Source organism: Nonomuraea sp. B19D2 (assembly GCF_040137845.1).
Taxonomy (GTDB): domain Bacteria; phylum Actinomycetota; class Actinomycetes; order Streptosporangiales; family Streptosporangiaceae; genus Nonomuraea.
Genome location: NZ_JBEFAK010000021.1, coordinates 137675 through 158834, shown reverse-complemented (window position 1 = coordinate 158834; position 21160 = coordinate 137675). Strand labels below are relative to the sequence as shown.

Annotated in this window: 23 protein-coding genes; 10 read left to right on the top strand and 13 right to left on the bottom strand. The window is 69.8% G+C overall.

Features of this window, described 5'->3' with window-relative positions:
- Positions 1–4: 4 nt before the first annotated feature.
- The 3 genes from ABN273_RS33475 to ABN273_RS33465 all read right to left on the bottom strand — a co-directional run bounded on the left by ABN273_RS33475 (position 5) and on the right by ABN273_RS33465 (position 2745).
- Complete coding sequence (locus tag ABN273_RS33475) at positions 5–1123, bottom strand: ABC transporter substrate-binding protein (RefSeq protein WP_349453079.1); 1119 nt, start codon at positions 1121–1123, stop codon at positions 5–7.
- 34 nt (positions 1124–1157) lie between these two features.
- Positions 1158–1736 carry a helix-turn-helix domain-containing protein gene (locus ABN273_RS33470; protein WP_349453078.1) on the bottom strand — a complete coding sequence of 193 codons (579 nt, stop codon included), beginning with the start codon at positions 1734–1736 and terminating at the stop codon, positions 1158–1160.
- A 115-nt stretch (positions 1737–1851) separates the two neighbouring features.
- Positions 1852–2745, bottom strand: a complete 894-nt coding sequence (locus ABN273_RS33465) for an SDR family oxidoreductase (protein ID WP_349453077.1) — start codon at positions 2743–2745, stop codon at positions 1852–1854.
- Between the two features lie 87 nt (positions 2746–2832).
- Between ABN273_RS33465 and ABN273_RS33460 the strand changes: the two genes are divergently transcribed.
- Positions 2833–4593 carry a thiamine pyrophosphate-dependent enzyme gene (locus ABN273_RS33460; RefSeq protein WP_349453076.1) on the top strand — a complete coding sequence of 587 codons (1761 nt, stop codon included), beginning with the start codon at positions 2833–2835 and terminating at the stop codon, positions 4591–4593.
- Here the strand turns inward: ABN273_RS33460 and ABN273_RS33455 are convergent.
- Entirely contained in the window at positions 4562–5329 is a 768-nt protein-coding gene (locus ABN273_RS33455) for an IclR family transcriptional regulator (RefSeq protein ID WP_349453075.1), read from the bottom strand. The two genes, ABN273_RS33460 and ABN273_RS33455, sit on opposite strands and share 32 nt — an antisense overlap.
- A 69-nt stretch (positions 5330–5398) precedes the next feature.
- Between ABN273_RS33455 and ABN273_RS33450 the strand changes: the two genes are divergently transcribed.
- The 4 genes from ABN273_RS33450 to ABN273_RS33435 are packed head-to-tail and all read left to right on the top strand — an operon-like array spanning position 5399 to position 9325.
- Positions 5399–6565: a 4-hydroxybenzoate 3-monooxygenase gene (locus ABN273_RS33450; protein WP_349453074.1), complete on the top strand. Its 1167-nt coding sequence runs from the start codon at positions 5399–5401 to the stop codon at positions 6563–6565.
- A gap of 22 nt (positions 6566–6587) precedes the next feature.
- Positions 6588–7847 (top strand): lyase family protein, encoded by a 1260-nt coding sequence (locus tag ABN273_RS33445; protein ID WP_349453073.1) that lies wholly within the window; start codon positions 6588–6590, stop codon positions 7845–7847.
- The gene (gene pcaDC, locus ABN273_RS33440; protein WP_349453072.1) at positions 7844–8986 is read left to right on the top strand and encodes a bifunctional 3-oxoadipate enol-lactonase/4-carboxymuconolactone decarboxylase PcaDC; all 1143 of its coding nucleotides are present in this window, start codon (positions 7844–7846) and stop codon (positions 8984–8986) included. The genes ABN273_RS33445 and pcaDC overlap by 4 nt, the downstream gene beginning before the upstream one ends.
- 27 nt (positions 8987–9013) lie before the next feature.
- Entirely contained in the window at positions 9014–9325 is a 312-nt protein-coding gene (locus tag ABN273_RS33435; RefSeq protein WP_349453071.1) for a DUF6401 family natural product biosynthesis protein, read from the top strand.
- A 51-nt stretch (positions 9326–9376) separates the two neighbouring features.
- On the opposite strand, the gene ABN273_RS33430 is transcribed toward ABN273_RS33435, so the two are convergent.
- Complete coding sequence (locus ABN273_RS33430) at positions 9377–10195, bottom strand: mechanosensitive ion channel family protein (RefSeq protein WP_502911171.1); 819 nt, start codon at positions 10193–10195, stop codon at positions 9377–9379.
- A gap of 129 nt (positions 10196–10324) precedes the next feature.
- On the opposite strand from ABN273_RS33430, the gene ABN273_RS33425 reads away from it, so the two are divergent.
- A complete protein-coding gene (locus tag ABN273_RS33425; RefSeq protein ID WP_349453069.1) occupies positions 10325–10678 on the top strand; it encodes a VOC family protein in 354 nt (117 codons plus the stop codon).
- Between the two features lie 9 nt (positions 10679–10687).
- Here the strand turns inward: ABN273_RS33425 and ABN273_RS33420 are convergent, their stop codons facing one another.
- Together ABN273_RS33420 and ABN273_RS33415 are read right to left on the bottom strand one after the other, a co-directional pair.
- On the bottom strand, positions 10688–11452 hold the full coding sequence (locus tag ABN273_RS33420; RefSeq protein ID WP_349453068.1) for an HpcH/HpaI aldolase family protein: 765 nt from the start codon (positions 11450–11452) through the stop codon (positions 10688–10690).
- A 9-nt stretch (positions 11453–11461) separates the two neighbouring features.
- Positions 11462–12382, bottom strand: coding sequence for an aldo/keto reductase (locus ABN273_RS33415; RefSeq protein WP_349453067.1), 921 nt, complete (start codon positions 12380–12382; stop codon positions 11462–11464).
- 177 nt (positions 12383–12559) lie between these two features.
- Between ABN273_RS33415 and ABN273_RS33410 the strand changes: the two genes are divergently transcribed.
- The 4 genes from ABN273_RS33410 (at position 12560) to ABN273_RS33395 (ending at position 17437) form a co-directional block, all read left to right on the top strand.
- Positions 12560–13675, top strand: coding sequence for a four-carbon acid sugar kinase family protein (locus ABN273_RS33410; RefSeq protein ID WP_349453098.1), 1116 nt, complete (start codon positions 12560–12562; stop codon positions 13673–13675).
- Between the two features lie 11 nt (positions 13676–13686).
- Positions 13687–14688 (top strand): 4-hydroxythreonine-4-phosphate dehydrogenase PdxA, encoded by a 1002-nt coding sequence (gene pdxA, locus ABN273_RS33405; RefSeq protein ID WP_349453066.1) that lies wholly within the window; start codon positions 13687–13689, stop codon positions 14686–14688.
- Between the two features lie 16 nt (positions 14689–14704).
- On the top strand, positions 14705–15475 hold the full coding sequence (locus ABN273_RS33400; RefSeq protein WP_349453065.1) for a DeoR/GlpR family DNA-binding transcription regulator: 771 nt from the start codon (positions 14705–14707) through the stop codon (positions 15473–15475).
- Positions 15476–15826: 351 nt separating this feature from the next.
- Positions 15827–17437: a hypothetical protein gene (locus ABN273_RS33395; RefSeq protein ID WP_349453064.1), complete on the top strand. Its 1611-nt coding sequence runs from the start codon at positions 15827–15829 to the stop codon at positions 17435–17437.
- A 267-nt stretch (positions 17438–17704) separates the two neighbouring features.
- Here ABN273_RS33395 and ABN273_RS33390 read toward each other — a convergent pair whose 3' ends face one another.
- The 6 genes from ABN273_RS33390 to ABN273_RS33365 form a co-directional block, all read right to left on the bottom strand.
- Positions 17705–18439, bottom strand: coding sequence for an aminoglycoside 3'-phosphotransferase (locus tag ABN273_RS33390; RefSeq protein ID WP_349453063.1), 735 nt, complete (start codon positions 18437–18439; stop codon positions 17705–17707).
- 74 nt (positions 18440–18513) lie between these two features.
- The gene (locus ABN273_RS33385) at positions 18514–18900 is read right to left on the bottom strand and encodes a hypothetical protein (protein ID WP_349453062.1); all 387 of its coding nucleotides are present in this window, start codon (positions 18898–18900) and stop codon (positions 18514–18516) included.
- A gap of 73 nt (positions 18901–18973) precedes the next feature.
- A complete protein-coding gene (locus ABN273_RS33380) occupies positions 18974–19186 on the bottom strand; it encodes a DUF397 domain-containing protein (RefSeq protein WP_349453061.1) in 213 nt (70 codons plus the stop codon).
- A gap of 125 nt (positions 19187–19311) precedes the next feature.
- Positions 19312–19944 (bottom strand): hypothetical protein, encoded by a 633-nt coding sequence (locus ABN273_RS33375; protein WP_349453060.1) that lies wholly within the window; start codon positions 19942–19944, stop codon positions 19312–19314.
- A 38-nt stretch (positions 19945–19982) separates the two neighbouring features.
- A complete protein-coding gene (locus tag ABN273_RS33370; protein ID WP_349453058.1) occupies positions 19983–20252 on the bottom strand; it encodes a hypothetical protein in 270 nt (89 codons plus the stop codon).
- 59 nt (positions 20253–20311) lie between these two features.
- Positions 20312–21160 carry a helix-turn-helix domain-containing protein gene (locus ABN273_RS33365; protein ID WP_349453057.1) on the bottom strand — a complete coding sequence of 283 codons (849 nt, stop codon included), beginning with the start codon at positions 21158–21160 and terminating at the stop codon, positions 20312–20314.

The window sequence follows — 21160 nt, the reverse complement described above, 5'->3', positions numbered from 1 at the left end:
GCGATCAGCCGCCGAGCCAGGCCGACCACTTCTCGATCATCTCCGGCTGGTGTTCCGCCCACCACTTGGAGTCGATCTTGAGTGCCTTCTCCGCCACTCCCGGAGCGTTCGTCTGGAAGGACTGACCGAGCTGGTCGAGGTTCGGCTTGGCGTCGGTGTTGATCGGCGAGTACGAGGTCAGCTCCGTCAGCTTGGCCTGCTGCTGCGCGCCCAGGTAGTAGTTGATCAGCGCCATCGAGGCCTTGGGGTTCTTGGCGTTCTTCGGCACGGTCAGCGAGTCCATGACCGGCATCCACTGGTCCCACGACACCTGGTACGGCGCGCCGTTCTTGGCGGCGGCGTACGCCCGGCCGCTCCAGATCATCGCCAGGTCCACCTCGCCGGACTCCAGCAGCTGCTGGGCCTCCGCGCCGGTCTTCCAGAAGACCAGGCTGGAGCGGACCGACTGCAGCTTCTTGGTGGCCCGGTCGACGTCCAGCGGGTAGAGCTGGTCGGGGGCGACGCCGTCGGCGACCAGCGCGGCCTCGAACGGGCCGGGCGCCGAGTCGCCGGGGTTGCCGGCGATGGCGCGCTTGCCGGGGAACTTCGTGGTGTCGAAGAAGTCCTTCCAGCCCTTGGGCGGGTTGGAGCCGAACTTGTTCTTGTTGTAGACGAGCACCATGCCGTACTGCATCGCCGGGACGCTGCACTCGGTGGACAGGCCGTCGGGGACCTTGGACTTGTCGATGATCTTGTAGTCGAGCGGCTGGAGGAGCTTGCCGCACTGGGCCTCCGCCCAGATGGAGTCGGTGTCGATCACGTCCCAGGTGACGTTGGAGGAGTCCACCTGGGCCTTGATCTTGGCGTAGTCGGTCGGGCCGTCCTGGAGGATCTTGGCGCCCGACTCCTGTGCGAACGGGTCGACCGCGGCCTTCTGCTGGCCCTCCTGGTAGGCGCCTCCGTAGGAGACGAAGGTCATGTTCAGGCCGTTGAGCGCGTCCTTCTTGATCGTGCCCGCCTTGGCGGGCCCCGATCCGAGGTCGATCGAGGCAGGCGCCGCCGAGCCGGCCCCGCAGGCCGCCGCGAACAGGAGCGAAGCCGCGACACCGGCCATGGTGGCCAGTCGCTTCGGATGCTTCGGCATGGGTTACCCCCTTGGTGGCAGGTATGAGTGGGGTTCAGGCGTTGGTGGTGGGCGGGGCGACAATCCAGAGAATCTCGGCGGTCTCATCACTCTCGTTGACGACCCGGTGCGGGACGGACGTGCGGTACTCCACGCTGTCCCCGGGCTCCAGCACATGTGCGGCGGCGGAGCCGTTGGAGCCGAGCCAGAGTGTGATCCGCCCGCGGAGCACCACGAAGATCTCTTGGGAGTCGCCATGGGAATACGGTTCGTCCCCGGTGGACGAGCCCGGATCGAACTCCCCGGCGTACACCTCCACGTTCTGGAGGGGGCGCTGGGAGATCAGGAACTTGCGCGTGCCGGGGGCCGTCTGCAGCTCCGGACGTGCTTCGCGGCGCACCACGCGGTGGCCGACCTCATCCTCCTCGTTGAACAGATCCGCGACCGTGAGCCCGAGAGCCGAGGCGATCCGCCGGAGCATGCCGATGCTGGAGCTGGTCTGCCCGCGCTCCAACTGGCTGATGAAGCTCGCGCTCGCCTTGGCCTCCGCCGCGAGCGCGCGCACGGTCATGCGGCGCATGTTGCGGTAGGCCCGGATTCGCGCACCCAAGCGGGTGTTCTCCGACTCCGTCATCGAACCTCTCGACTGGCTGCACTGAACAAGTTGTTAAGTGGCAATGAAAGGACCGTACATACGTAGTCGAATCCCCATCAAGGGGGAGATGTGTAACGAGTGTGTAAAGGGAGGCTCAACCCCGCGTCGGGCGCTCGTAACCCTCGTCGCCGCCGTAGACGTGCAGGTCGGGGTCCTGCTCCGGCTGGTTGGCCGGGCTGGTGGGCGAGGCGGTGTGCTCGGCGGCGAAGTCGTCCGAAGGCTCGGGCTGCGGTGGGAAGAGGTACTCGTGCCAGGTGATGCGGCCCTTGGGCTCGGCGTCCGTCAGGAGGTCGCCCGCACGCTGGGCCGCGTACAGGCTGCCGGGGAAGCGGACGGGCAGGCAGGGGCGGTGCAGGTTCCTGGCCTGCAGCCACGTCTTGACCAGTTCCTCCGTGCTGAGCACCTCGGGGCCGCCGTACTCGACCTCGTCCATCGCGGGGCCCGCGGCGATCAGCTCGGTGAGGCGGGTGGCCACCTCGCCCGCGTGGACCGGCTGCCAGGGCACCGTGCGGTCCACGGTGAGCACGGGGAGCGACTCGAAGTCGCTGAGCCGCTGGTCGAGCGACTGGTGGAAGTGGGTGGCGCGCAGGACCGTCCAGCCCAGGTCGCTCTCCGAGATCAGGCGCTCGGCCTCCAGCTTGTGCCTGAGATGGCCGATGGCGACGCGGTCGGCCCCGACGATCGAGGTGTAGAGCAGGTGCGGGTACCCCGACTCGCGGGCGGCGGCGATCAGCTTGCGCGTCCCGGTCACGTCCACTGCGCCGCGGCCCTTGCGGCCGCCCGTGGCCAGGTGCGCGATCACGTCGACGTCCCGGACGGCGTCCGCCAGGCCGTTGCCGGAGACGAGGTCGCCCCACATCCACTCGACGTTCCCGCGGCTCTCCCGCTTCGTACGGCTCAGCGCCCGCACCCGGTGGCCCGCTCTGAGCAAAGCGGGCACCAGCGCGCCGCCAAGCGTGCCCGTGGCTCCCGTGACCAGAATGCGCATGCCGCCCCCCTACCCGCGAATCTCAGGAAATGACAAGGAATCTGGTAAAAGCGTCTGTAAGTGGACGAGCAGGGTAGTGCCGCTCCCATGGCTCGAATCGCAGCGGAATCCCTGATAGAACGGCTCGCCGAGTGGGGCGTCGACACCGTCTTCGGCCTGCCGGGCGACGGCATCAACGGCATCATGGAGGGGCTGCGGCGCCACCGTGACCGGGTGCGCTTCGTCCTCGTCCACCATGAGGAGGCGGCGGCCTTCATGGCCACCGGCTATGCGAAGGCCACCGGGCGGATCGGCGTGTGCCTGGCCACCTCGGGGCCCGGCGGCATCCACCTGCTCAACGGCCTCTACGACGCCAAGCTGGACCACGTCCCGGTGCTGGCGATCACGGGCATGCAGGAGACGTCCGTGCTGGGCACCGGCTACCAGCAGGAAGTGCACCTGGACCGGCTCTTCGCCGACGTGACCGAGTACAACATGATGATCACCAACCCGGCGCAGCTGCCCTCGCTGGTGGACCTGGCGATCAGGACCTCCTACGCGCGGCGCGGCGTCTCCCATCTCACGGTGCCCAACGACATCCAGGTGTCCGAGGCGGCGGCGGAGCCGTACCGGACCGTGGCGCCGGCGCGCGCGCCGCAGACCATGCCCGTCTACCTGCGGCCGTCGGGCATCCCGCGGCAGGAGGACCTCCAGCGGGCGGCCGAGGTGCTCAACCAGGCCGAACGCCCCGCCATGCTGGTCGGGCAGGGCGCGCTGCACGCCAGGCAGGAGGTGCTGGCCGTGGCCGAGGCCCTCGGGGCGCCCGTGGTCAAGACGCTGCCCGGCAAGGCGGTCATCCCGGACGACTCGCCGTACACGACCGGCGGGATCGGGCTGCTCGGCACCCGGCCGAGCGAGGAACTGATGGACGACACCGACGTTCTGTTCATGGTGGGGACGAACTTCCCCTACACGAAGTTCCTCCCGGAGACGGCGCGGGTGGTGCAGTTCGAGGCGGAGCCGACCAGGGCGGGGGCCCGGATCGCGACCGACGTGCCCGTGGTGTGCGACGCGAAGGAAGGGCTTCAGGCCCTGCTGCCGCTGCTGGCCTATCGGGACCGAAGCGCTCATCTCTCGAAATATCAGACGATGATGGGCAAGTGGCGGGCCGAGATGGACACTCTGGAGAATCCGGACAGGGATCCCATCGCGCCGCAGTACGTCATGTCCGTCGTGGACGAGCTCGCCCGCGACGACGCCATCCTGACCTGCGACAGCGGCACCGTCGCCACCTGGGCGGCCAGGCACTGGACGATCCGGGGCGAGCGCCGGTTCTACCTGTCGGGGACGCTCGCCACGATGGCGCCGGGACTGCCGTACGCCATCGCCATGCAGCACGCCTTCCCCGGCCGGCAGGTCATCGCGTACGTCGGCGACGGCGGCTTCTCCATGCTGATGGCCGAGTTCCTGACGGCGATCCAGCACCGGCTGCCGATCAAGGTGATCATCAACAACAACAACTCGCTCGGCCAGATCCTGTGGGAGCAGATGGTGCTCGGCTTCCCGGAGCACGGCGTGCGCTATCCCGAGCCCGAAGCCGACTTCTCGTCCTGGGCCCGGTCGTGCGGCGGGTTCGGGGCCAAGGTCACCAAGTCGGAGGACGTGGCCCTGACGATCGGGCAGGCGCTCGCGCATGACGGCCCGGCGCTGGTGGACGTGGACGTCAACCCGAACGAGCCGCCCATGCCCGGCAAGGTCTCCTACGAGCAGGCGAAGAACTTCGCGCAGGCGTTCCTCAAGGGGCAGCCGCACAAGGCCGCCATCGCGACCACCCTGTTCAAGGACCGGATCCAGAAGCTGGGGGACTAGCTTTCGCGATCCCCGCCGCGGCGTTCAGCAGCGGATCGATCAGGCGGGGCAGCTCGCGGGCGCGCCGGGACGACACCACGATGCCCACGGCCGCCACGGCCCGCCCGTCCACCAGGATCGGCGCCGCCGCCGAGCACGTGCCCAGGGTCATCTCCTCGTACGTCAGCGCGTATCCCTGGGCCCGTACCGCCGCCAGCTCCCTGGCCAGCCGCCCCGGCTCGGTGATCGTGTGCGGGGTCGGGCGTTCGAGCTTGCGCGCGAGGTAGGACTTCACGAACCAGTCCGGCTCGTACGCCAGCAGCGCCTTGCCCACGCCCGTCGGGTGCATCGGCAGCCGGCCGCCGGTCCTGGAGACGATGGGCACCGCCCGCCTGCCGTACACCTTGTCCACGTACAGCACCTCGAGCCCGTCACGCACGGCCAGGTGCACGTTCTCGCCCGTGCTCGCGAACAGCTCCTGCAGCCACGGATGCGCCAGGTCGTGGAGCGGGCCGGGCGCGAGCTGGCCCAGCTCCCACAGCCGCAGCCCCACCCGCAGCCGCCCGTCGGGCGCGCGGCTCAGCGCCTGCCACTCCTCAAGCTCGGCGACCAGCCGGTGCGCCGTGCTCAGCGGCAGCCCGCTGCGCCTGGCCAGCTCGGTCAGCGTGAGCTGCGGATGCGCCGGGTCGAACGCGCCCAGCACGGCCAGCACCTTGGACGTCACCGAACGCCCCGGCTCCCGCGACCCGCCTGCCATGCGGCCATTCTTCCACTGAATGGAAGGAGGGCCTCGGCCAAATCACGGTCGAGGCAGGATGCTTCCCTCATGCGAACTCAGGTCGGGATCATCGGGGCAGGCCCCGCAGGACTGCTCCTGTCCCATCTGCTCCACCTGCGCGGCATCTCCTCCGTCGTGCTGGAGCAGCGCAGCCGCGACTACGTCGAGCGGCGGGTGCGGGCCGGGGTGCTGGAGCAGGGCACGGTGGACACGCTGGTCGAGGCGGGCGTCGGTGAGCGCCTGCTGCGCGAGGGGCTGCCGCACCACGGCATCGAGCTGAGGTACGGGGGCGCGGGCCACCGCGTCGCGTTCGAGAAGCTCGTGCCGGGCCGGTCCATCACCGTGTACGGCCAGCAGGAAGTGGTCAAGGACCTGATCGCGGCCAGGCTCGCGGCGGGCGGCGACGTGCGGTTCGAGGTCGAGGACGTGGCCCTGCACTCCCTGGAGCCCGGGTTGGACTCTGGTCCGTACCTGACGTTCGGCGGCGAGCGGCTCGACTGCGACGTGATCGCCGGGTGCGACGGCTTCCACGGCGTGTCCAGGCCGGCCATCCCCGAGGGCGTTCTGAGCGTTTACGAGCGGGACTATCCCTTCGCCTGGCTGGGCATCCTGGCCAGGGTGGCGCCCTCCTCGGAGGAGCTCATCTACACCAGGACCGAGCGCGGCTTCGCGCTGCACAGCATGCGCTCGCCCACCGTCAGCCGCTTCTACCTGCAGGTCCCGGCCGATACGAAGGCCGAGTACTGGCCGGACGAGCGGATCTGGGCCGAGCTGAAGGCGCGGCTGGAGAGCGTGCCCGGCTTCACGCTGACGACCGGCGAGATCATGGAGAAGGGCGTCACGCCGATGCGGGCGTTCGTGGCCGAGCCCATGCAGTACGGGCGGCTCTACCTGGCCGGGGACGCCGCTCACATCGTGCCGCCGACCGGCGCCAAGGGGCTCAACCTGGCCGTGGCGGACGTTCGCGTGCTGACCGAGGCGCTGGCCGCGTACTTCGCGGACGGCTCGACCGAGCTGCTCGACGGCTACTCCGCCGCGTGCCTGAAGCGGGTGTGGCGGGCGCAGCACTTCTCGTGGTGGATGACGACGCTGCTGCACACGTTCGAGGACGATGATCCGTACGGGCGGCGGCTGCAGCTCTCGTACCTGGACTACGTGACCTCGTCGGAGGCGGCGGCGACCACCCTGGCGGAGAACTACGTGGGGTTGCCGTGATACATCAGGGTCGGAGGCTTCATTGAGTGCTGACGGCGGCCTGCTCGCCCCGGTCTGGGCGGGCACTCGAGCGGAGGAGATCACCTCGGACGCGGCCTGGCTGCGGGCCATGCTGGAGGCTGAGGCGGCGCTCGCCCGCGCGCAGGCGCGACTGGAGCTCATCCCCGCCGAGGCGGCCGCGGCCATCGACAGGACGGCCGCCGCGCTCGTCCTCGACCCCGCCGACCTGGCCAGACGCGCCCGCCAGTCGGCCAACCCCGTCGTGCCGCTGGTCTCGGACCTGCGGCGGGCCCTGCCGGGCGCGGCCTCGTACGCGCACCTGGGGGCGACCAGCCAGGACATCCTGGACAGCGCGGCCATGCTCGTGGCCACGCGGGCGATACGTGCCATCGTGGGCGATCTAAGCGCGATCATGCGGGATCTGGGCGAGCTGGCCGAGCGGCACAAGGGCACGGTGATGGCCGCGCGCACGCTGGGGCAGCAGGCGGTGCCGACCACGTTCGGGCTGAAGGCGGCCGGGTGGCTGGCCGGTCTTCTGCGCGCCCGCGCCCGGCTCCGCGAGCTGCGCCTGCCGGCCCAGCTGGGCGGCGCGGCCGGCACCCTGGCCGCCTTCGCCGAGCGGGCGGGCGCCGGTCCGGTCACCGCGCTGACGCTGGTCGAGGTGTTCGCCGAGGAGATCGGGCTGGCGGCGCCCGCGGCGCCCTGGCACGCGGAGCGCTCCGCCGTCACCGAGCTGGGGGCCGCGCTCGCCGGCACCGCCAGGGCGCTCGGCAAGCCGGCCACCGACATCGTCCTCATGGCGCAGACCGAGGTCGGGGAGGTGGCCGAGTCCTCCACCGGCGGCTCGTCGGCCATGCCGCAGAAGCGCAACCCCGCGCTGTCCGTGCTGGTGCGGTCGGCCGCGCTCCAGGTGCCCGCGTACACGCAGGTGCTCGGGCAGGTCGGCGAGCACGAGCGAGCCGCGGGGGCCTGGCAGGCGGAGTGGCTGCCGCTGCGCGAGGCGCTCCGGCTCACCGGCGGCGCGGCCGAGACCGCTGCGGAGCTGGTGGCCGGGCTGCGGGTGTTCCCCGACCGGATGCGTGCCAACGCCGAGCTGACCGGGGGCCGCCTGCTGGCCGAACGCCTCGCCGCCCACCTCGGCCAGAAGGCGCTGAAGCAGGCACTGGCCGCGGCGGGTCCGCGGCTCGATGTCCCCGATGAGCTGCTCGATCCAGCGGCGTACCTGGGGGCGGCTGCTGAGCTGGTCGATCGCGTTCTCGCCACCTATCGGGAGCAACCTTGAAACTCCACCACCGCGTCGACGGCCCGTCCGACGCGCCGCTGCTGGTGCTCGGGCCCTCGCTGGGGACCACGATGGAGATCTGGCAGCCCCAGTTGCCCGCGCTCACCGACTCCTGGCGGGTCCTCAGGTACGACCTGCCGGGCCACGGGGGCTCGCCACCGGCCGCGGCCGGGTTCACGGTCGACGACCTGGCGCGGGCCGTGCTGGATCTCGTCGAGACCGAGCAGTTCGCGGTCGGCGGCATCTCGCTCGGCGGCGCGATCGCCACGACCGTCGCGGCCCGGGAGCGGCACCGGGTGCGCAAGCTGGTGCTGTGCTGCACGTCGGCCAGGTTCGGCGAGCCGGGGCCGTGGCTGGGGCGGGCGGCGCTGGTGCGCGGCAAGGGGGTGGCGGCGCTGGTCCCGACACTGAAGGCCCGCTGGTTCACGCCCGGCTTCGACGGCCAGTGGGTCTTCGACCAGCTGGTGGAGGTGGACGCCAAGTCGTACGCCGCCTGCTGCGAGGCCATCGCCGGCTTCGACCTGACGCGCCGCCTGGGGGAGATCACCGCGCCCACGCTGGTCATCGCGGGCTCGCAGGACCCGGCCGCGCCGCTCGACCAGGCGCTCGTACTGGCCGACAACATCCCGGGAGCGTTCCTGACGGTGGTGCCGCGCGCCTCGCACCTGGCCAACGTGGAACGCCCCGAGGCGGTCACCGCCGCCATCGTCGGTCATCTCTCCGGCGGCCACGAATCGTCCGCGCTGCCTCCTCCCGCCGAGGACGGCCTGGCGGCGGGGATGCGCACCAGGCGCGAGGTCCTCGGGGACGCGCACGTCGATCGGGCGGTCGCCGCCACCACGGACTTCACCCGCGACTTCCAGGAGCTGATCACCCGCTACGCCTGGAACGAGATCTGGAACCGGCCCGGCCTCGACCGGCGCACCCGCAGCTGCGTCACGCTCACCGCGCTCGTGGCCCGGGGGCAGCTGGAGGAGCTCGCCATGCACGTCCGCGCGGCTTTACGGAACGGGCTCACGCGGGACGAGATCAAGGAGGTGCTGCTCCAGACGGCCGTCTACTGCGGGGTTCCGGCCGCCAACGCCGCCTTCGCGGTGGCCCGCCGTACCCTTGCCGAAATCGACACGGAAAGCCGCTGACCTTGGGAGATGCTTTACAGTTGGTTGGTGGTCTTTGAGGAAGGGTGGGCGCTTTCGCCCCTGCGCTGGCTGATGAACACGCTGGGCGACGCCCAGCTCGCCCGGATGGACCGCGACCCGGGGCTGGTGGCCGCGGTCGACCAGCACGCGGCGGTGCTGCGTGACGCGATCCCGATCGACCGGGAGACGCTGGGCGACTACCTGCTCGGCTTCCTCGACGAGCTACGGCACCGCGGCTGGGTGTTCACCGGCGAGCCGGACGCGGCGGCGCTCCGCCTGACCGCCGTCTGCTGGCTGGCCCGCGAACAGGGCTTCCTGGAGGACGGCCTCCCCGCCTGACCACGCCGTGCGGCGGACGCCGTGCCCGAGCGTGACGCCCGCCGGGCACGGTCAATCCGGCGGCATCTCCGAGCGCGGCGGCATGTCCGTGCGCGGCGGCATCTCCGAGCGCGGCGGGGTCGCCGGACCCGTGCGGATGGGGGTGGTCTCCTCCGCCGCCATCGCCCGGGCGTCCTCGCGGCCCCTCTGGTACGCCTCGGCGTGCGCCCTCGCCTGTGGCGCCTCCTGCTCGATGCGGCCCAGCCAGCGCTCCCAGCGCTGCTGCATCGGCCGGACGAGCCCGCCGCCGAAGCCGATCGCCGCGATCGCACCGAGGGTGGCGAGCACCGTGACCAGCACCGGAGTGGTGACGGTGGTCGCCACGCCGATCTGGTTGAGCGCCGCGATGATGCCCAGTGCCCAGATGAAGACCGCAGCGGCCGTCGCCAGCCAGCGGCCGTACGAGAGCCCGCCGAGCATGCCTTCGACGATGTCCCTGACGGCCTTGGCCACCGCACCCGCGACCACGATGATCACGATGGCCACCAGTGCCATGGGCAGCCAGGCGACCACGCCGTTCAGCATCGACGAGATCGGGTTGGGCCCGTACACGCTGAAGGCCAGCTGCAGCGTGACCAGCAGGATCGCGTAGAAGACGATCTTCGCGAGCAGGCTGCTGGCGTCGTACTTGCTCCGCTCCAGCCACCGCTGCACGCCGCTGCGCTCCACCGCCCGGTCGAAGCCGACGCGTTCGAGTATCTTGTTGACGATCTTCTCCAGTGCCTTGGCCACGAGATAGCCGATGAAGAGAATCACCAGCATCGCGATCAGCCTCGGAACGAACGTCGCGATCGCCCGCCAGGCGTCTGAAATGCCTTGGCCTATGTTGATTTCCACGGTTTCCTCCTTCGAGGAGCCAATGCAACGGCGCTACCCGTACCGAATCGGTGTATGCACGCAGCGCAGTCGAAACTTCGCACAAGGCGACATCGCATCGGGCCGGCCGCTAGGGTGATCGGCATGCACCGCAGCCGGGTCTACGCCCTTCTCGTCGACACCCCCGCGGCCGAGGCCGAGCAGGCGGCGGCGTTCTGGTCGGGGGCGCTCGGGGCCACCGCGAGCCCGCTCCCCGGATACGAGCAGTTCACCTCGCTGCACGGGGCCGTTCCCGGTCTCGCCGTGGCGGTCCAGGCGGTGGACGACGCGCCCAGGTTCCACATCGACATCGAGACGGACGACGTCGAAGCCGAGACCCGACGATCACCGCGTCGGCCTCGGCGATCCGGTCCAGGCCACCCGTCTCGACGGTGCAGCCCGCTTCGCGGAGCACGCGCAGGGGCTCGTCGGAGTGCTTGGCGAACGTGGGCGTCGTGATGAGGATCCTCATTCGCCCCTCGCGGCCTTCAGATGCGCGGCCGCGGCCTGCTCGAGATGGACGAGGTCGGAGGCGACGGTGGCGAACGTGAAGCCCTCGGCCAGGCGGCGGGCGGCCAGCTCGCCCGAGGGGTTGTGGATCCCGGCCGCGATCCCGGCGTCCCTGGCGGCCGTGCTGACCTTCACCAGCGCGGCCTCGAACACGTCGGCGACCTCGGGGTCGTTCGGGAACCTGCCGCCCACGGCCAGGCACAGGTCGGACGGGCCCACGTACACGCCGTCCAGGCCCGGCGTGGCGCAGATCGCCTCGATGTCGGCCAGCCCGTCCGGCGTCTCGATCATGGCCAGGACCAGCACGCTCTCGTCCGCCTCCGCCGGGGTGGGGCCGATCCTGAGCATAGAGCGCATGGGGCCGTACGAGCGGCGGCCCTTGGCGGGGTAACGGGCGGCGGACACGGCGCGGGCGGCGTCCTCGGCGGTGTCCACCAGCGGTACGATCACGCCGCCCGCGCCGAAGTCGAGCGCCCGGCCGATGGCCGCCGGTTCGCCGGACTCGACGCGCACCAGGCCGACCGAGCGGCCGCCCGCGTCGATGGCCATGAGGTTGGACAGCAGCCCCGCGTTGCCGATCAGTCCGTGCTGTGCGTCCAGCGCGACGTAGTCGTACCCCAGCCTGGCCAGACGTTCGGTGGCGACAGGGGCGTCGAGCACCACCCAGTAGCCGACGCACTGTTCCCGGTTGCGGATCTTTCTGGCCAGCTCGGCCGCGGTCATGAGTGCTCCTTATCGGTTGTAGGCGGGCATCGGGCCCCGGAGGGTGTCGCCCACCGCGTCGCAGGCGGCGGCCACGTCGGCGGGCAGCGGTCCCGCGGCGAGAGCGGCGAGGTTGGCACGCAGGTGGTCGACGCTGGAGGCGCCGAGCAGCACCGCGCTCACCACCGGATTGCCGGCCAGCCAGCGCAGCGACAGCTCGGCGAGCGGCAGCCCGGCATCCTCGGTGATCGCCTGGAGCGCCTCGACGGCCTTGAACAGGTCCGCGTCCCAGTACCGCTTCCGGTACATCGCCGCCACCCGCGAGTCCCCGAAGCGGCCCGTCCCCGGAGCCTGGTCGAACCGGTGCCGGCCGGTCAGCAGGCCGCCGCCCAGGGGGTTGTAGACCATGGTGCGCAGGCCGCTGGTGAGGGCGAACTCGGCGTACTCGTCCTCGATTCGCCTGGCCAGCAGGTTGTACAGCTGCTGAGCGACGACCGGGAGAGGGCTGATCCCGGCGATCTGCCAGGCGGCGTAGTTGGACACGCCCAGGCTGCCGATCTTGCCCTCGGCCATCAGCTCGGCGACGGTGGCCAGGGTGTCGTCCAGCGGCGTGGCTCGGTCGGGCTGGTGCAGGTAGAACAGGTCCACGTGCTCCGTCTTGAGCCGCCGCAGGCTGCCCTCCAGACTGGCCCGCAGCCCGGCGGGAGACAGGGGCGCGTGATCGCCGGCGTCCGGATGGGGGATGCCCGCCTTGGTGGCCAGCACGACGCGGTCCCGGCGGCTCCGCAGCAGTTCGCCCAGGATCTCCTCCGCGGCTCCGCCCGCGTAGCCGTTGGCCGTGTCCACGCCGGTGACCCCGGCGTCGAGGGCGTGGTCGAGCATCCGCCCGGCCGTCCTCGCGTCCACGGTGTCGCCGAACGTCATGGTGCCGAGCACCGGTTCGGGGGTCATCGATCGGCTCCTTTCGCTGCCGCGAGGACGACGTGCGCCGGGTCGCCGCGGCGCGCGTCGTTCAGGAGAGGGTGCGGGAAACCTCCGCGTCACTTGCCGGCAACTGTGGCATAGCGTGCGCGTTTCGTGCAATACTCGCCGCGTGATTCACGCAGTTGGGGGTGGAGCGTGGGCCGCATGTTCGCCCTGGCCGATGACCTGACCGGTGCGGCGGAGACGGCGGCGGCACTCATGTCGCCCGCCCGCCCCGCACGGATCGCGCTGTCGGGGGTGCCGGAGGGTGACGCTCCGGTGTTCGTCGCGGACCTGGACAGCCGGCACCATCCGCGCGCCTATGACCTGGTACGGGAGGCGCTGCTGCATTCGGGCGACCGACGGGTGTTCGTCAAGGTCGACTCCTTGCTGCGCGGCGACGTCGCCGCCACGGTAGCCGCCTGCCTGGACGCTCCGGTCGTGTTCGCTCCAGCCCTGCCATCGGCCGCTCGCACGGTCGTGGGCGGGGTGCCGTATGTACAGAGGGTGCCGCTGCGCGAAACGCGCGCATGGCGGGCCGAACCTCGCCCCGCGCCCGCCTCTGTGGCCGAGGCGCTGGGTGATGTCCCGTGGGTTCATGCGCCCCCGGGCGCCGACCTTGCGGAGATCGCGGCCGCCGGGCGGGTGGCCGTCTGCGACGCGGAGACGGACGCCGACCTGGACGCCATCGTGGCGGCCGCGCTCAGGTGCTCCCCTCGTACGCGCCTGGTCGGCTCCGGCGGCCTCGCCACCGCCCTCGGCCGCGCTCTCGGCGGGAAGCCCGGTCGTTGCGAGGCGTCGCGCGGGAACGGCCGGCTGCTGGTAGTGGTGGGCACGGCGGAGCCGGGGGCGGCCGAGCAGGTCGGATTGCTGATCGAACACGGCTTCAGCAACGTCGCGCTCGACGCGGCGGACCTCGGCGCCACAGGACCCGCTGCCCCCGCTGCCGCGAGACTCGTACGAGACGCTCTGGTCGCCGGGCCGGCTGTGCTGACCGTACGAGGACCGGCCCCACCCACCCTCACCCGCACACTCGGCGAGATCGTGCGTGCGGCGCTCGGCGGGCTCCCGGCCGACCTGGTCCTGACCGGCGGGGAGACCGCCAGGAAGGTCCTGGACGCGCTGGGCGTGCGCGAGCTGATCCCGTTGGACCAGGTCCACCACGGCGCCGTCCACAGCCGCACCCCTCAAGGTCACTCCGTGGTCACCAGACCGGGCAGTTTCGGGGATGCCGACAGCCTCCTCCGCATGGCCGCCCATCTCTCGGACTCGAAAGGCTGACATTGGCTGACATGAGCAGTACCCCTCTCATCGCCCTCACCATGGGGGACGGCGCCGGCGTGGGGCCGGAGGTGATCGTCGGCGCGCTCCTGGCCCCGGAGACCGCCACGTTCTGCCGCCCCGTGGTCATCGGCGACGCCGGACGCCTGCGCAAGGCCGCCGGCTTCATCGGCGTGCGACCGGAGGTGGTCACCGTGCCCGGGGTCGGGGACGCGGAGTTCCGGGCGGGGCGCATCAACGTCATAGACCCCGGCCTGCTCCCCGACGACCTGCCCTGGGGCCAGGTGTCGCCGGTCGCGGGCCACGCGGCCTACGAGTACGTACGGCTGGCCGGCGAGCTGGCGATGTCCGGCGACGTGCAGGCGATCTGCACGGCCCCGCTGAACAAGGAGGCCCTGCACGCGGCCGGGCACGTCTACCCCGGCCACACCGAACTGCTCGCCCACCTCACGGGCACCGAGGAGGTGTCGATGATGCTCTCCACCGCCAAGGTCAAGGTCATCCACGTCACCACCCACATCGGCCTGATCGACGCGGTCGCCCGGATCGAGCCCGGCCTGGTGGAGCGGACCATCCGGCGGGGCGAGGCGGCCATGCGCGGCTCCGGCGTCGCCCGCCCCAAGATCGGCGTCTGCGGCATCAACCCGCATGCGGGAGAGAACGGCCTGTTCGGGTACGGCGAGGAGGAGGAGAAGATCGTGCCCGCGATCGAGCGCCTCCAGACCGAGGGCATGGACGTCCACGGCCCGCTGCCCGCCGACACGGCGTTCTTCCTGGCGGGCCGCGGCGACTACGACCTGATCGTCGCGATGTACCACGACCAGGGCCACGGCCCGGTGAAGATCCTGGGTCTGGAGGCAGGCGTCAACATCACGGTCGGCCTGCCCGTGATCAGGACCTCCGTGGACCACGGCACCGCGTTCGACATCGCGGGGAAGGGCGTGGCGGACGCCGGTAGCATGATCGAAGCCCTCCGCCAGGCGGCCGAGCTGTCGTCCGCGCAGGGCCGGTGAGGGGAAGGGACCATCGATGGGCCGCGCAGCACAGGTTCGCCGGGACGAGATCGTCCGCCTGGCCACCACCACGGGCCTGGCCAGCGTCGAGGAGCTGTCGGCCCAGCTGGGCGTGACGGCCTCCACCATCCGCCGCGACCTGGCCCACCTCAAGGCCGCGGGCCTGCTGGCCCGTACGTACGGCGGCGCCATGGCCGTGGTCACCCACCCGGAGGCCTCGCTCAGACAGCGCATCGGCGAGGCCTTCGAGGCGAAACGCGCCATAGCGGTCTGGGCCGCCGCCCAGATCCGCCCCGGCGAGACGATCCTCCTGGACGCCGGCTCGACCACGGGCGCCCTGGCCCACGAGCTGCGCCAAGCGGTGGACCTGACGGTGGCCACGACGGGCCTGAACGCCCTCCAGGAGCTGGCGGGGGCGACGGGCGTCCACGTCGAATGCCTGGGCGGCACGCTGCGCCACGTGAGCCAGGGCTTCATCGGCCCGCTGGCGGAGGCGGCGCTGAGCAGGATGACGTTCGACCGGGTGTTCCTGGGCGCGGACGGGGTGACGGCGGAGGACGGCATCTGCGAGGCGAGCCTGCAGCAGACCCGTTTGAAGGAGCTGATGATGGCCCGCTCCCGCCACGTCTACCTGCTGGTCCACGCCGCGAAACTGGGCCGCCGCCCGTTCCACGCCTGGGCCCGCATGCCGGACACCTGGACCCTGGTGACGGACGCCACCGCCACCCCGGAGTCCCTGGCCCCCTTCACCGCGAGCGGCGTGGAAACCATAGTCGCCACTCTGTAGGCGGGCCGAATCCACGCGCCCGGCGCCAGCGCGCAAAGCCGCCGGGACACTCGACAACGTGCGATGGCAGCCGCACTGCTCGACTGGTTACCGATCGGCACGGTAGACCCCCAGCACGTGTCCTCGGCGAACACGCAGCTCGTCTGCTACGGCGTCCACGCTTTGTGCCACCGCACGCGGTCGTCGCGATCGGCGAGGTGGACAGCTTCGGGATGACCCCGGCGATATACGGGAAACATACCGGCCTCTTCTACCCTCCGTATGTCTTTCACTGACTCAACGGACAAGCTCCGACCCCGCCCCGGTGGTCGGAGAGTTGGGCCCGGGGCCCCTTCGGAGGAGAAACACGCCATGTCTGGATCTCTATCGCGCCGCAGCCTGCTCAGGATCGGTGGCGGCGCCGTGGTCGCGGGGGCGGCGATGTCCCTGACCCGCGACGTGCTGGCCCCCGACGCGGCGCATGCGGATACATGGCATTCCCAGCTCGTCTACCCGGGCGCCGACGGCCGGCTTGTCTACAAGCCGGATTCACGAGGGAAGGTGATCCCGGACTTCAGCTGGGCCGGGTACCGCAATGGCCAGACGCCGATCCCGTCCGTCCCGGTCGTCAAGGAGATCGGCCCTGTCGATGGTGACAACACCGCGCACATTCAGGCCGCGCTCGACGAGGTGGGCGCGATGCCGCTCGGCGCCAACGGGTTCAGAGGGGCGCTGCTCCTCAAGGCCGGTCACTACATCGTCGACGGCACGCTCCGGATGAAGCGCGACGGTGTCGTGTTGCGCGGGGTCGGCAAGGAAGCCGACCCGTCGGCCAACACGGTCATCACCGGTAAGGGCGACGGGAGCAGGAGCGCGGTCCTCTTCGTCGGTGGTGCGTCCGGCGGCTGGGAATCGGAGGTGCCCGGCACCAAGACCGGCATCACCTCCAGCCTGGTCACGTCCGGACAGCGCCGGATCACCCTGGCATCGACGGCCAACCTCAAGGTCGGCGACAACATCATCATCTATCACCCGCACACCCAGGAGTGGACCGAGGCGATCAACGGCGGGGGCGTGGTGAACGAAGCTCCCTGGGCCCCCGGCGAGCTGCCCATCATGTACAACAGGTACATCCGGGAGATCGTCGGCAACGACATCATCATCTGCGCCCCCGTCTTCAACGATCTACGACGGTCCCTGTCCCAGTCCTATGTATACGTCTGGGACCGGGCCGGGCTCGTCCGAAATGTCGGTGTGGAGGACCTCCGCATCGACATGGGCGATCCGTCGAGCACTAGCGAGGACCACCCGCAGAGCTGCATCTTCGTCAGCAGGGTCGAGGACGCGTGGGTCATGAACGCCGCGCTCCTGCACTTCTCGGTCTCCGGCGTCTGGGTGCAGCGCAGCACGCGGGTTACCGTGCAGCGGGTTCGGGCCGTCCAACCTCGCTCCGAGATCATCGGAGGGAGGCGGTACAGCTTCTGCGCCGGTGGCATGGCCCAGCAGGTCCTCTTCAACGACCTGATAGCGTTCCACGCGCGGCACGCCTTCATCGGCACGGGGACCAGCACCTGCTCGGGCAATGTGTGGCTGAACGGGTACAGCAAGCTTGGCTACAACGAGACCGGCGGCCATCACCGGTGGAGTCAGGGGCTCCTGTACGACAACATCCAGGAACTGTCCAGCCAGAGCGAGAACGATTGGGTCCTGGCCCTGCACAATCGCGGAGACAGGGGAGATGGGCATGGCTGGTCCTCGGTGAACAGCGTGGCGTGGAACTGCACCGTCGACAACGGCAAGAAGCTGTGCGTGCAGACTCCACCGACCGCCCAGAACTTCGCCATCGGCACTACCGGCATCGTCACCGGGCAGAACTGGTACACCAACCACCAGACCGGCTATGTGGAGGGGAGCAACCGGTCGGGGCTGGCACCTGGCTCCCTCTACCTGGCGCAGCTCGCCGATCGGCTCCGTGGCGCGTAGGCGATGAGCGTTGGCCGCGCCTCACTGGGCACGGCCAACGCCGCTCCGGCCTACCTTCGTCCAGGCCGTCCGTCCCTGCCCTCGGCCGCCGCACGAACCCGCTGTGCTCTGGGACCGCCCGATCAGCGGACCCGGTAGTTCCCATTAGCGTCCGGCGGGGCGCCACGTTCTTCCGTGAGCTCGGAGGCGCCTGCGCCAGACGGTGGGCATCGACCGACGCCTCTTGTCGTTCGTCTCACCAATCGGAGGCGTGGTCGCTGTCCTGGGTCAGAGAAGCTCGTCCAGCAGCCGGTAGTAGTACAACCGCTCTTCCTCGACGTGGTCGACGAGGCCATAGGCGGAAAGGAACTCCTCCCACGCCGCCGGCCCATGGTCCTCGGTCAAGTCCCTGTGGGCGATGGCGAGGTCGCGGTACCGGTCGGCCACACCCAGTCCCGGAACGTCGATGACGACGGGCTCTCCCGAGGCAGGCAGCAGCACGTTGGACGGGGTGTAGTCCCCGTGCGCGACGACAAGGTCCTCGGCACGCGGGCGCATGGCCAGCAGTCGTCCGTGGATCTCCTCAGGGGTCAGCCCCAGATGGTCGGCATCGAAGTCGTCCGGGTCCACGAGCCCGTCGCGTACGTTGGCGCCGGCGCGTTCGATAACCGTCGGCAGCCGGCCGTCGAAAGGGCACTCGGCGATCGGCAACTCGTGCAGCATACGCAGCGTCCGGCCCAGAATGGCGCCGATGTCGGCGGGCGCGGCGGCTTCCAGGGTTGGAGCGCCCACGTCGGCGAGAACGAGAACAGGGTCTTCGAACGCGAGCACCTCGGGAACAGGAACGCGTCCGTGAAGCCAGCGCAGCCGCAGGTGCTCGGCTCTGGCGAGGGGACCGTGCTTGACGTAGAAGACCTTCGCTCCTGACGTGACCCGCAGGGCCGTACCACTGGCTCCTTCGTGATCTCCTGACCAGGAGGCGTCCTGCTCGATCAGCCAGCGAAGTTGATCAGGGAGTTGCATAGATCAAATTCTCTTCCAACCTAAGGCCCATGTACGTGAAGCAGGTGACGTACGGCAGGTCCGGCCTTCGGCCTCTAGCGAACCGTCGGGCAGGGATGGTTCACGTGCCGGTTTGGGCAACAGATCATGCCCACAGTGATGAAGCGTCCCCCGTGGAGCCATTCGCCCCACTGGACATCCACGCCACGTGGCAGGAGATCGGTGGCCACGGCGAGGCGGTGTTGCAGGGGGATCGTGTCGCTCTCGGGACGAAGCGGCGCGTACTCACCCGCCATCCACTCCCCGGCCTTGTCCATGTCATCGAACGTCTCGGCGATCCTCGTCCGTGGTTTGGCCAGCCAGTCGCCTGTGCGCATCGGCGGTAGGGGCGAGGTCGCGAAGGTTGGTGAACTGGGGCGTCGCTCAGCCTCGTGCTTGAGGTCCTGGCCGTGGCCGACCCAGGTGTAGGCGTGCCAGTGCATCAATCCCCATACAGTCGAAGGAGAGACGGCCCTGCCTGATTCAGGCGGGCAGGGGCCGTCGTGGATGGCGGTACTAGATGGTGTGCATCCCGGCGGCGCGAAGCTCCTCACCTGTGAACCGGAGTGTCCCGGCATCTGGGTTCTTGGAGTCCCGCAGGGCGAATGCGTCGCTCACACCTGGAATCGGTGCGATCTCCACGCAAGACTCCATCTCCTCTTCCTGCTGATTGCCGCCGCACAGGCGGCGGAAATCCAGCAGGCCGAGATCCTTCGCGTACAGATCCATCTATCTGCCCTCCTTCGCTCGGGTCGGATGACCCGAGGTGGTGACACGGCTGGCGACGGGTTTGTTTGGGCAGTCACCAGTCGCGCGTCTGTAGGGAGTCCAACGATGGGGCGTGTACGGCACAGTCATGGGAGCCACTGCCCATCACCGTCCGTCACGGCGGGCTGCACGTCATGTAGCCGCACCACCAACTCCCGCGCGATGCAATGCGCGATCTCGTCATCGGTGAAGCGCACCAGCGCGTTGCGCTCGAACGGCGCAACAGGCGGCAGGTACGGCAAGAACACATCCCCCCGCACTCCGTACGGGTAGGAAGCGGCCACCGTGAACACGGCAGCGTTGCGGCGTAGGTGTGAGCACTGCGAGATCGCCTCGGGGATGCAGGCGCGGCAAGTCGGGGGCGCGTTGGTGTAGCCGTCGCCATCGTCTCCGTATCCGGACGACAGCAGCCACCAGATCCGGCCCGTGTCCCGGTCCACTGCCGACCCGGCGCACACCTGGCACAGATGCTTATCCATGGACCGCCACTGGCGACGGGTGTTCATCGTCTTGAAGTCCGGCCGCCCCGTCATCTTCTGGCCCTGTCGCAGGCGCAATGCCCCCAGTGCGTAGTCGGATCGGCGATGATCGACATAGGCCAGCGTCTCGCCGTCGCGATGCTGCTTCCACTGCAACCGGTGCTCCTGGACCTCTCCGGTCCACCCGATCACGTACGGGTAGCGAAAACCGGTCTCACTGACCTTCATGATCAGGCTCATGACGCGCGGTCCCAGGTGCCGGGGATCAGCGCCGCCACTCACTTGGGACGGTCTTCTGAGACAACCTCGATCTTGTCCGGCCGAGGCTCCTTGTCCATGCCTCGCGGATACCAAAGCGTCGCGGCGGACGGATCCGGCTTGATCGCGCACTCGACCGCAAGCCGCTTGATCAGTTCAGCGTGAACCCCTGCGGCCGTCAGATGCTCCAGAACCCGATCCAAGGCCGCGTTCTGGGCCGCCGCTTTCTCCTCCGATATCGGCTGTCCCAGCAGGTGATCGGCCGATGCTGTCGTGTGTGTGCGGGCCATTCCTCGACGGTAGGAGTGGGCCGTTTCGAGACTCAATGAACTTGTACGAACTTGCGCGGTCAGCCAAGAGATGCGAGCGCGGCCGTGATCAGGGCGCGTGCCTTGTTGCCGTATATCGCGTTGGAGGCCAGTTCCGTGAACCCCTTGATGTACAAGGCGATCTCCCGTGGCTGCGTGACCGTCACGCCCGCTGAGAGAAGTTCCACGAACACGCGTTTGTCGTCGTAGATCGAGAAGGTCTCCATGGTCCACAGCTTGCGGCGAGCGTCTGAGGGGATGATCCCGAGGGATATCGAGGGGAGCGACATGCCTTCCAGGAGTTGGCCGAGCTGCCCGGCCATGACGTCATCGTCAGCGATCCGATCATGAAGAACGGACTCTTCCAGGACGATCGCGAAGCGGTGATCCCCCTCATAGAGCAGGCGGCTTCGAGCAGCACGGGCCGCGATTGCCTCATCGATGTCGCGTGGTGCCTCATGGAAATCAGCGAATGCCGACAAGACGGCCCGCATGTAGCCCGGCGTCTGAAGCGGCCATGGCATGAACTGCGAGCAGTAGAAGCGGAATAGGCGGGTTTGTTCGTATAGGGAGACCCGAGTCTCTTGCAGGCGCTTCATGCCGCTGCGCTGCAACCGCCGCCACTCCATGTACATGCTGTCGGCGTCGCGGCTCGCGGCGATCAGATCGGGGATCTCGTCCTCAACGCCACAGATGCGGCACCAGATCCGTATGTCGTCATCGGATGGCAGGGTGCGACCGTTGGTGAGGCGAGAACATTTGGACTCGTCCCAACCGGCTGCCTGAGCCAGCGCCCTGGCCGTGGTGCCCGAGTCCCGGAGGATCTCTCGGAGGCGCTTCCCGATGGCCAGGCGGGCCTCGTGTGCGCTGGACGAAGATGATGTAGACAC